Genomic DNA, 10,536 nt, shown 5'->3' on the forward strand with positions numbered 1-10,536 from the left:
GACGTCGTAACAGCCGAGTCAGCAGGGAAAAGACACCGACGTCAGGCTTCGGGGCGAGTGCTTTTTTGCAGAGTACGCGTCGTTTCGTAGGCGCGTAGCAGCCAATGATCCCTGCGATCTTCCTGATGGTGGGTCAGGCTTCGTATATACGGGCAGCTTTCAAATTCTGTGTGGTGTTGGGTGCCCGCTGGCAAACCTTTGTTTAGTCGTCGAATGCAGCGTCGAGCTGTTCCTCGTCAAACGAAAGGTCTTCTGCAATGACGGGAGAATCAGAACTAAAGAACATGTCATCGTTAGCGAGGTTCGTAGAGAGCCTCATCCTGATGCGCTTCGCGAGTGCATCGCGTCGTGCATTGAAGAACTTCGCGAAGTCATCGACTGTGTGCGGAAGCGTTGGGAGTTCATTCCTGGCCATGTACTCGGAATGGGAGTCTGGCGTCGGGTAGGTGCGCGTAGCCCACTCGTCGGGCGGGGTGGCCGACTTGATGATGTTGTCAGGTCCAGATAGTAATTGCAGGTTGGGGAGCAGATCTTGAAGCGACTGTGCCTTCTCGATTCGAACCGTATCCAATCCTTGTTCCCTGAGCGTCTTTGTTTCCAGTAGAGATCTTGGGAAGACGTGATCGACGTGAAAAGTGTTGCGGGTGTCAACGTGGTCAAAGATCATGGCCAAGACGGCAAAGGTTCGCGCACCTCCGTACCGCAGGGCCAATACGTCATCGACAAGTTCTGTCGTAACTGCCAGTGACTTGCCTCGTGTCGCCATAGCGCGCTCGATCTCGGCCACCGGGAAGCCTTCTGCACCGTGAATCTTCAAAACATCGCGGAGATCGCGAAGCAAAGTATCCAACCCAGAGCCCCAAATTCCGCGTGCGATGAGTGAGCGCAAGACCCACGAGCGCAGGAGCGCACGATCCTCGGCATCCGCCGGACGTTCACGGTACGTGTCATTCAGATTCCTTCGATGAACGTAGTAAGCGACCGGTATGATCACGCTCTTTGCGGACAAGGTCGCGTCTGCAAGCCCAAAATCGCTGAGCAGCCCAGCCGCGACTTTCAAGGAGTCGCTGATGCTGTCCCAACTCTCATCAAGCTTCGTCATGTTCTCAGCGGTGAAATTCTTCACCTTGAATGCGATGTCGTTTACGCCCGCCAGCATGAGGCCGGATTTCAACACGACGTCCTGAGAAAACTTGAACCCCTGGCCTGTGTTATTCAACGCATCGACTAATCCGTGAATGGCATCACGAGCGTCCCGGTCCTTCCACTGTGCCGTAGCAATTGACAGGAGCAAATCGCTATACGAGAGCACCGTGCCGCCCGAGTTGACGCGTATAAAGATATCGAGAACTCGCTCGACGTCTTGCTGCGATTCCTCGTAGAAGTGGAGACTCGGGTTCGAGTGCACGGCTTGGTGGAGCTGACCGAGCATATCCAACGCTATCGACTGATTGCCGAGACCGGCTTGTTGAAGTGCGGACATAAGCTGGAATGGGGTTTCTGCGTCGAATACTTTTGCGACTGAAAACCAATGCTTGTTATCGCCATCAACATCAGCCACTTGTTGCTCAGTGAGTAGCTTGAAGTCGTACATCAAACCGGCTTCATTCTCCTCCGCCTGACCCAAAACGTTCAGATAAAGCCGGCGGACTGGGTAAGCGTTTGGGTTGTTGGTCCAGCCACCGTGGGACTTCACCGCGTAAGACCCGCGTAGCCCGATGTTCAACGAAGTCAGCCGCTGTTGGCCATCCAGCATCGCGGTGACGTGCTTGTTGGAAAGATCGAGATCCGGGTTATGGCGATTGCTGAGCTGGTTGTAGTCCTTCATGAACCCGTAAAACTTGAACTTTTGAACAGTCTCCGGCTCAATCTTCCAGGCTAGAAAGCTGCCTATTGGATAGCCACGCATCACGGAATCGAAGAGACCGAGCACCTGAGATGGTTTCCAAACGTACTCGCGTTGGATCGCCGGAAGCACGAGGGCGCTTTCCTGGATCTCGCGGAGTGCGGCGGCAATAGTTTTCGGTGGCAAGTGGCCCATTCAAGGAGGCTATCGCACACGTTAGGCTCCTTCCCGGTCATGCTCGATATTTGCATCTGAAATCCGCTCTGCGGCTCACTGTCCCGATAGAGCATTCCGCTTAGGTCATACGGTTGGGTCCCGTGACGTAAGAGCTGATATCTCCACCGGCTGGGATGGGCCAGCAGTTCAACGGCGGAGTTGACGTGCGACTGTTGCAAAACGAAAGAGGTAAGGACATGCCGACAGACGACTTCGCCAACGCTGAAAGCCTTGGCCTCGGGCCTATTCTCTGCGTCGTGCGCGAGGGTTTGAGCCCGGTTTGGTCGGGCTGCAAGGCTTGAGGATTCAGGGCCACGAGGGCCGATCGTCAACCTCGTTAGGGTTTCGTTTCATAGAGTTCTGCCCCTTTGTCGGTGCTCGTTGCTAATTTCCCAGTCATGAGCGATGAATTTACGATCGACCCCAACTTTGATTCGCGTGATGACGCTGGCAACGGAGATCCTGACGCGACGAGCAGGATCCTTCGTCGCTACCATCAGTTGCTGTGGAGTAAGCCCCTCCCCAACGGAGATCCGTTCGATCTGGTTACGACGCGCGAACGTAGCTACTTGTTTCACGAGTCGGCGCGAGGAAAATTCTTCTTGTCGAGCGACACCGTGGTGCCCACCTTCCGGTCGTGGTTGCGCATGAAACCGATAACTGGCCAGTTAGATACCGCCGAGTTGGATAAGTTCCAGGTGCTCAATCACTCCATGGGCGGGGCGCTCGTATTCCCTGGGGAACGGCGCAAGGGCACGCTCACTATGAACGGTGCGCGAGGCATGAACTCCCGGATCTCAGATCGGATGGACCTTACGCTCGAAGCAATCCGACGCCACTTTTCGGGCGAGCGTAGTCCGCTAAGCAAGACGCTATCCAACTATGATGACTTCTTCAGTCTGTTCGAGGACTTCCGTGGATATGTGAATCACTTCTTATTGCAAGACTTGTTGAACGACGACGGACAGTCCGTGGAACTTTTCCTCCCGTTCGAGGATTTCGAAGTCACCCCAGCCCTGCCGAGCAACGTTGACCAATATCGGGCCTATCGCGACAACGCGACCAAGTTCCTGCACGCACGTAATCACCGAATCGACGCTTGGGCCAAGTTGAATTTGAGGAGATAGACGGCGCGTTAATGATCATCGTTCACGTCGCGCGGGAGCAGCTTGAGTCGCGGTTTATACTCAGAGCATGTCGCCACAGACCTGTCCATCAAAGTGGCCAATAACCCGGTTTTTGGCCAGTAATAGCACGGCCTAGTACGAGTCTAGACGTGGCTTTACCCAATAAAGCATTGGGATTCAGTATAGATTTCGCTCCTCAGCTTGACCGGTAGGTTCTTGGTTCGAGTCCAAGTCGAGGAGCTTATGAGTCCCGGCCACTAACGTGGCCGGGACTTTGTGCATTCCAGAGCTGTGATTTTGGGGGCGCCAGATTCGAGCGCCACTCGTTCTGGCGCTCGCTATCGAGCACAGTGCATCTGGCACCTACTCCGCCGGGAGTAGCCCGGCGTGCGCCGCAGAGCCGATGTGTGCGCGACGGTGGCCAACTAGCATCGAGGCATGCGCTCATCCGATCGATCGACTCGCACTGCCAGTGCCATGGTTGACGCGATGATGAAGGGCCAGCGGTTCGGCTTTCCGCGTTCTCGACGGTCAACCCTGCTGCGGTTGTGGTTGCCGGTGTTCATTTCTCTGATCGTGCAGGTGCCGATCACCGTGATCAGCGTGGTGCGCGCCGACAACTTTGGGGCGTCGAGCGTCGCCCTCATCCTGCTCGCGATTGTCGGTCCGGCCTTATTGATCTGGGCTCGCCGGTATCCAGGACCGATCATTGCCCTCATGTCGACGGCGGCTGCTGCTGACTTTCTGCTCGGATACTCGGTCATCTCTCCGCCCTATTTGGCTTTGGCATTCGCAATCGTGATTGCCATTTCGCGGGGTGCGCGCTCGTGGACGTGGATCTCGTTGATCGTCGTGTGGGAGGTGACCCTGTTGGCCGCGCTGTTGGCGGGGATCGCCCTCGAACCTCCCCGCATCGTTGTTACGACTCTCGGCTTGCTGCTTGTTCTCGGATTCGCTGAATCCAATCGGCGACGTGCCGAACACTTTGTGCAGTTTCAGCAGGAATTCGCTGATCGGCGCGATTCGGAAATGCGCGCCGAACGCGTTCGTATTGCGCGAGAATTGCACGACGTTTTGGCGCATTCCCTCAGCCAGATCAATGTTCAGGCGGGGGTTGGGCTGCACCTCATGAACAAGCAGCCCGAGCAGGCTGAAGCTGCCCTTGCCAGCATCAAGAGCTCAAGCAAAGAAGCGCTCGATGAGGTGCGATCACTGCTCGGCATGCTGCGCACAGAGGGCACAGGCGACGACGGCGATGGCGACGATGGCGATGCCGTGCCGCCTGTGCCAGAACCAGATCTTTCCCGATTGAACAGCTTGGTCGAGTCGGTGCGCTCTCACGGGCTGGAGGTGCAGCTCACCTGTGAGGTGTCGTCAGAGACTCCCACGGCAGTTCAGTTGGCTCTTTACCGAATTGTGCAGGAGTCGCTGACCAACATCGTGCGTCACGCCAATGCGACCGACGTTAGCGTGAGCGTCGGCTACGACGATGGCGACTATCTCGTTACGATTGCGGACAACGGCGAAGGAATCGACGACTCTGTCGACAACGAGGGGCGAGGCTTGTTAGGCATGCGTGAACGAGCTGACCTTTTGGGCGGAACCCTTAACTTGGGCGAATCAGTAGCGGGTGGCGCACTCGTGACGGCACGCATTCCGCGCCGACTGGCATCCACATGATCCGCGTTGTTGTTGCTGACGACCAGCAACTGATTCGTGCCGGATTCCGTAGCTTGCTCGATGCCGAAGACGATATTGAGGTCGTTGGCGAGGCTGCGACCGGCACCGAAGTGATTGGTGTTGTGCGCCGTGAGCGTCCCGATGTGGTGCTCATGGACATCCGGATGCCTGATGGCGACGGGCTGTGGGCCACAGAGCAGATTGCGACCTTCCCTGAACTCGCGGCGACCCGGATTGTGGTTGTCACAACGTTCGAGGTCGACGAGTATGTCGCTCGAGCGATTCGAGCCGGTGCGAGCGGCTTCCTTGTGAAAGACACTGAACCGGTGGAATTGATTCGTGCAGTGCGCGTTGTGGCTGCGGGCGATGCGCTGCTGAGCCCTGGCGTCACGAAACGACTGCTCGCAAGATTCGCCGGTGGTTCGTCGGTGGTGATTGACGACAGCGTCCTTTCCGCGATCACGACCCGAGAGCGTGAAGTTCTTGGCCTCGTCGGTCAGGGCTCACGAATGCAGAGATCGGCAAAAAGCTCTTCTTGAGCCCGCTCACCGCCAAGACCCACGTCTCGCGCATTATGGCGAAGCTGATGGCGCGTGATCGTGTTCAGCTGGTGGTGATCGCCTACGAAACAGGCCTGGTTTCTTCCGGGCGTTAGGCGTCGAGCTGTTCCTCGGTGGGTAACCACGAGTGGCCTGGCTGACCCCAGCCCTGCTTGCGGATGGCCTTCGCTGCTGCCTTGGCATCGGGTTCGCGCAGGCGGTCGGCATAGAGCACACCGTCGAGGTGGTCATATTCGTGCTGCAAGATGCGAGCAAGCCAGCCGGATGCTTCGATTTCGAACGGCTTTTGGTCGAGGTCGACGGCGCGCAGGATGACACGGTCGGCACGCACCAAGCCGAATCGTTCACCGGGAATAGAAAGGCAACCCTCTTCATCTTCCTCACCGGGTTCGAAGAGGGGTGTTGGAGAGTGCCAGAGTTCGGGGTTAATGGCTACGCCGCGCCAATGGGTGTCGTCGTCATCGATCCAGTCGTAGACGAATACACGCTGCGAGACGCCCACCTGAGGGGCTGCGAGGCCGACTCCCGGCGCCTCTTCCATCGTCTCGAACATGTCAGCCACAAGCGTGCTGAGTGAGCTGTCGAAGGCCGTTACCGGGTTCGCAGGAGTGTGGAGCACCGGGTCGCCGGTGATGATGATGGGAAGAACGGCCATGCACCCAGAATATCCGGGTTCAACCGAGTACATTTGACGGGTGCCGCCGGACATTCTTGACCTCACCGATCAGATCAGTCTCACCCCTTTGCAGGCTGTAGGTATCCCGCTCGCTCTAATTGGCGCCATTTTGTTGTCGTTGGGTGCGCAGTTCCAGCACCGCGGTGTCGCTCGCATGGAAGAGCACCACGGCGGAGAAGCAAGCTCGGGTTTGAACCTCGCGCAGCTCAAAGCACTGCTGGCTCGGCCATCTTGGGTGATCGGCACAGCGTTTCTGGGGCTCGCGATTGTTTTTCAGCTGTCCAGCTTGGCGATCGCGCCCATCATGGTTGTTCAACCATTGGGTGCGGTGGCGCTGGTCATGACGGCGATCATGAACTCACGACTCACGAAAATTCGACTGGATGCCATATCGATCCGCGCAATTGTGATGTGTGTTGGTGGTGTCGGCGTCTTTGTTGCGCTAGCGGCGGTGTTTGCTAAGTCCACGGTGATCACGCAGCGTGAGTTGTCGACGGTTCTGATTATTTTGGTCATTGTTCTGGCGCTGTGGATCGCTCTGTTTGCGATTTTCCGCAAAGGAGCATCGCCGGTGTTCTACATTCTGGGCGCCGGAATGCTGTTCGGTTTTGTTGCGACGCTCGCCAAGGTTGTTATTGATCGCATCAAGACGATCGTGATTTTGGGGTCGGGGATCGAAAGCACTGACCTGCTGACGATGCTGTGCATTGTCGGGCTGATTGCGGCATCTTTGCTGGGCTCGTACTTTGTGCAGACGGCGTATGCATCCGGGCCGCCAGACTTGGTTGTTGCCGGCCTCACCGTTGTTGACCCGCTGGTGGCTGTCTCGGTGGGAATCATTGTGTTGGGTGAGGCTTCAGATGCGCCCGTGTGGGCGGTGATCGCGTTTGTGATTACCGGTGCTGTCGCCATTTTTGGTGTCTTTTCGCTCTCGAAGCATCATCCGCAACTCAAGGTGTAGCTTTTCGGATGCTCGGCTGAGCAGCCCGCGATAACGGGTGTGGTGGGGTACGTTATTAGGTGCCGTTGACCTGACCGGGTCGTAAACGAGCTGGCTCGTGGCGCAAAATTGTTAAGGATCTCTTCGACTGTGACTTCCGCTGTGAAACGCTCGCCCCACGAGGGCAAACCGCGACTTCGCATCCTGATTGGTGCCGACACTTTCTGGCCCCAGATCAATGGGGCAGCAACCTTCATCGCTCGCTTGGCTGGTGGTCTTGCTGAACGGGGGCATGACGTGCACATCGCGGCGCCGTCGTATTCCAACAAGCGGCTCGGCCAGATGGTTGAGATGCATGAGGGCCAGAAGATGACCTTGCACCGCATCTATTCGTGGCGCTGGCCAGGCCACCCCTGGTTGCGGTTCTTGTTGCCGTGGCGAATCAAGCGCAATTCGGCGATCATTCTCGAGCGGGTGAAGCCCGATGTCATCCACTTTCAGTCGCACATTGTGATCGGGCGAGGGATGACGCTGGAGGGCAGCAAGCGCAACATTCGTCTCATCGGCACTAATCACTTCATGCCCGAGAATTTGCTCGATCACGCCCTTATTGTTCCGCGGTTCATGCGCGAGAAGGCTGGCCGGGCAGCGTGGGCTGCGGCTGAGCGTTCATTTATGCGTGCTGCACGGGTGACGACTCCGACGCGTCGAGCCGCGGAGTATCTCGAAGAGAACACCGCTGTGCGCAATGTGGTCTCTATTTCTTGTGGCATCAACGCTGATGGCTACAACGGAAATCTTGAACCTAAACCAGACAACCTGATCGTGTTCTTGGGTCGTTTGTCTGAAGAGAAGCAGATCGACAAACTGATTCGCGCTTTCGCAATTCTCGATCCGACACTCGACGCCAAACTGGAGATCGTGGGCGGGGGAGAGCTGGAAGGCAAACTCCGGGCCCTGGTTGCGAGTTTGGGCCTAGACGAACGTGTGACACTCACTGGTTTCGTCGAGCAAGCCCAGTTGCGGGATGCTCTTCAGCGCGGTTCCGTCTTCGCAATGCCTTCGATCGCTGAGTTGCAGAGCATTTCTACGATGGAGGCTATGGCCTCGGGGCTGCCTGTTGTCGCCGCTAATGCGATGGCTTTGCCACACCTCGTGCATGATGGCGAAAATGGGTTCTTGTTCGAGCCCGGCAACATTAACGATCTGGCTGAGAAACTGACTCGCGTGCTCACTATGTCTGCGGATGACGTGCTCAAGTTCAAGAAGGAAAGCTTGGCCATTGTGGCGGCTCACGACATCGAGCGCACCCTCGATACGTTCGAGAGCTTGTATCGCGGTGAAGAAGTCACTGACCCTGCCGCTTTGGGCAAAAAGAACGAGAGCGCCTCCTAAACGGAGACGCTCTCGCGGGAGCCACAGCAATCAGCTCGTTCAGTGAGGCGTGGAGCCTACTTCTTTGTGGGGGTGCGGTTCTCTGCTGAGACCATCCAGGCGTACTGCTCAAGGGTCTCGATGATGGCGTGCAGCAGGTCTGCGCTGGTGGGGTCTTCTTTGTCGATGGGGTCGTGAACCTCACGGATGGTCGCTACGGTGCCTTCGAGGCGTTCTGTGAGCAGATCGATGGTGTCTGTAGTGCTGATCTCGCCGGCGGGAAACTCGGGGAGTGTTGTGGTGGCGGCGACCGTGTCGCTGCGACCGTCAGGAGTGGCGTGGAGCGCGCGCATCCGTTCGGCGATGGTGTCGCTGAAGCCACGTGCGGCGTCGATAATTTCGTCAAGCACGAGGTGGGTGTCGCGAAAGTTCTTGCCGACTACATTCCAGTGCGCTTGCTTGCCCTGCAGCTGCAATTCGAGCAGGTCAACGAGCACTAGTTGCATCTTGTCGGCGAGCCCTTTGGAGGCGGTGAACCCGTGCTCGGCGTTCTGGCGACGGGTTTTACGGGCCCCAGCCTTAGCTGGAGCTGCGGTCTGCGCTTTCTGCGAATCAGTCATGAGCCAAATGTACGAGGGCTGCATGAATGCTGGCTTCACGTTTTTTGTGAGGATGCCGTATGAGGGCGCGCCGTCCCGCTATTTCTGAGCTAGCCTCGTTTCTACGTCACGATGATGGGGGGCGGTACATGGGAACAAGATTTCTGTTGGTAGCGACCTGGCTCGTGCCTGCGGTGATTGTCGTGTTGGGGATCAACACTGGCGCAACCATTTGGTACTACATGGAGCAACAAATGGGCTTAGTTCCAGACCCAAGTACCTACTACGTGGCGGCCGTTTCGGGTCTCGTGGCACTAGTGCTGAGCGTGATCGTCGCTGTCGGAATTTCCATCCACGTTGCGAACTTTAAGACCGTGGATGCTGAAGTCCATTGATGCGCACAACCTCTGCATCTAGACGAGAGAGCGACGCGCTCGGTCTGCTCGATCGAGTGACACATTGTGTGCCCGATTTGCCGGTAACGTAGATACGCGTTCGCACAAGTGCGGGCACGGGGCGGTAGCTCAGCTGGTTAGAGCAGCGGACTCATAATCCGTCGGTCATGGGTTCAAGTCCCATCCGCCCTACTGTGAAGCATCGAACGAGCCCTGAGGCGCGCTTTTGCCGAGGCGGCCGTGTCTGCCGTTCGGTTCATCAGGTGTGGCCAAGAACGCATGGCCGAACGAACTCTCCGCCGAGGCGGAGAGTTCGTTGCTGCTGAGCTTGTGTAGCGTTACTGCCGAACGAGTTCGCCACAGGCGACCGGAAGCGTGGCCCATGCCGGAAGACCTGGCAGTGATTGCACAGTTGCAGGGAGCGGGTTCGAGGGGTCGATGCCGTGGATCACAACGTGTCGGTTGCCCACCTTCAGCGCCTCTTTCAACTCCTTTTGGAGATGCGATTTTGAGGCGTCCTGAGTGTATGAGTAGCTTCCCGAGGCGTCTGCCACTGGAAAGTCGAGAGACGGCGCGAAACTACGCAAGTTGCTATCTAGCGGAATCAAAACTGGACCGTACTTAGGGGGCCCCTCGATGACGTCGACAAAGCTGTCATTGTTGACGTCATCACTAGAGCTCGGACACATCGCCCCAGCGTGAATGTGCTGAGGGTGAAGCGTGAGCGGAGTGACCCCGTCGACATTGATCGTGACGGTGAGGTCATTCCCTTTGAGTTTTACTACCGTGGTGTCGTGCGCAGTTGGAATAGAGAACGATTCCGAGCCCACCTGATGTTCGCCGGCATTTAGCGGCTGAAGATCTGCGACATAGGTGTGCCCTGGGTTGCTGTTCCCTGACATTGGGGCGGCGGCAGCCCCCGTGGCAGCCAGTAATAATCCGGCTGCCGAAGCGCCAGCAATGAGTAGAGATTTGCGCATGATTTCATCTTTGAGAACCTGCAAACAGCTCGATATCACCCGTTACCTTGTTTATATCCCCGGATGGTGTTTGTATCTGAGGACGTTGGCCCGTCGGGTCCGGCATGATTCTTGCCCCCAGTCGTTTCATGATCCGGGGGGTG

9 protein-coding genes, 1 tRNA gene and 1 pseudogene are annotated in these 10,536 nt (G+C 57.2%); 7 read left to right on the forward strand and 4 right to left on the reverse strand.

The annotated features are described in order from the left end of the window. Positions 1–202: 202 nt before the first annotated feature. Positions 203–2,041 carry a DUF262 domain-containing protein gene (locus tag ABD112_RS06410; protein WP_343924245.1) on the reverse strand — a complete coding sequence of 613 codons (1,839 nt, stop codon included), beginning with the start codon at positions 2,039–2,041 and terminating at the stop codon, positions 203–205. Between the two features lie 419 nt (positions 2,042–2,460). Between ABD112_RS06410 and ABD112_RS06415 the strand changes: the two genes are divergently transcribed. The 3 genes and pseudogenes from ABD112_RS06415 (at position 2,461) to ABD112_RS06425 (ending at position 5,524) form a co-directional block, all read left to right on the forward strand. Next, a complete protein-coding gene (locus ABD112_RS06415) occupies positions 2,461–3,189 on the forward strand; it encodes a DUF6994 family protein (RefSeq protein WP_343924247.1) in 729 nt (242 codons plus the stop codon). 438 nt (positions 3,190–3,627) lie between these two features. Continuing rightward, positions 3,628–4,869: a sensor histidine kinase gene (locus ABD112_RS06420; protein WP_343924249.1), complete on the forward strand. Its 1,242-nt coding sequence runs from the start codon at positions 3,628–3,630 to the stop codon at positions 4,867–4,869. After that, a pseudogene (locus ABD112_RS06425) lies at positions 4,866–5,524 on the forward strand (response regulator transcription factor). Before ABD112_RS06420 ends, ABD112_RS06425 begins: the two are co-directional and overlap by 4 nt. Here the strand turns inward: ABD112_RS06425 and def are convergent. Then, complete coding sequence (gene def / locus ABD112_RS06430; protein WP_343924251.1) at positions 5,521–6,084, reverse strand: peptide deformylase; 564 nt, start codon at positions 6,082–6,084, stop codon at positions 5,521–5,523. The pseudogene ABD112_RS06425 and the gene def overlap by 4 nt on opposite strands. A gap of 40 nt (positions 6,085–6,124) precedes the next feature. Here def and ABD112_RS06435 point away from each other — a divergent pair, with 40 nt between their 5' ends. Together ABD112_RS06435 and ABD112_RS06440 are read left to right on the forward strand one after the other, a co-directional pair. Then, a complete protein-coding gene (locus ABD112_RS06435) occupies positions 6,125–7,066 on the forward strand; it encodes a DMT family transporter (protein ID WP_343924253.1) in 942 nt (313 codons plus the stop codon). 129 nt (positions 7,067–7,195) lie between these two features. Beyond that, positions 7,196–8,440, forward strand: coding sequence for a glycosyltransferase (locus ABD112_RS06440; protein ID WP_343924255.1), 1,245 nt, complete (start codon positions 7,196–7,198; stop codon positions 8,438–8,440). Positions 8,441–8,496: 56 nt separating this feature from the next. Here the strand turns inward: ABD112_RS06440 and ABD112_RS06445 are convergent, their stop codons facing one another. Next, positions 8,497–9,039, reverse strand: coding sequence for a Dps family protein (locus ABD112_RS06445; RefSeq protein ID WP_343924257.1), 543 nt, complete (start codon positions 9,037–9,039; stop codon positions 8,497–8,499). A 128-nt stretch (positions 9,040–9,167) separates the two neighbouring features. On the opposite strand from ABD112_RS06445, the gene ABD112_RS06450 reads away from it, so the two are divergent. Beyond that, the gene (locus tag ABD112_RS06450; protein WP_343924259.1) at positions 9,168–9,413 is read left to right on the forward strand and encodes a hypothetical protein; all 246 of its coding nucleotides are present in this window, start codon (positions 9,168–9,170) and stop codon (positions 9,411–9,413) included. 118 nt (positions 9,414–9,531) lie between these two features. Further along, a tRNA-Ile gene (locus tag ABD112_RS06455) sits at positions 9,532–9,605 on the forward strand. A 146-nt stretch (positions 9,606–9,751) separates the two neighbouring features. On the opposite strand, the gene ABD112_RS06460 is transcribed toward ABD112_RS06455, so the two are convergent. Next, a complete protein-coding gene (locus ABD112_RS06460; protein ID WP_343924261.1) occupies positions 9,752–10,393 on the reverse strand; it encodes a hypothetical protein in 642 nt (213 codons plus the stop codon). Positions 10,394–10,536 lie beyond the last annotated feature (143 nt).

This window comes from Rhodoglobus aureus (genome assembly GCF_039527955.1).
In the GTDB taxonomy this organism is placed as follows: domain Bacteria; phylum Actinomycetota; class Actinomycetes; order Actinomycetales; family Microbacteriaceae; genus Rhodoglobus; species Rhodoglobus aureus.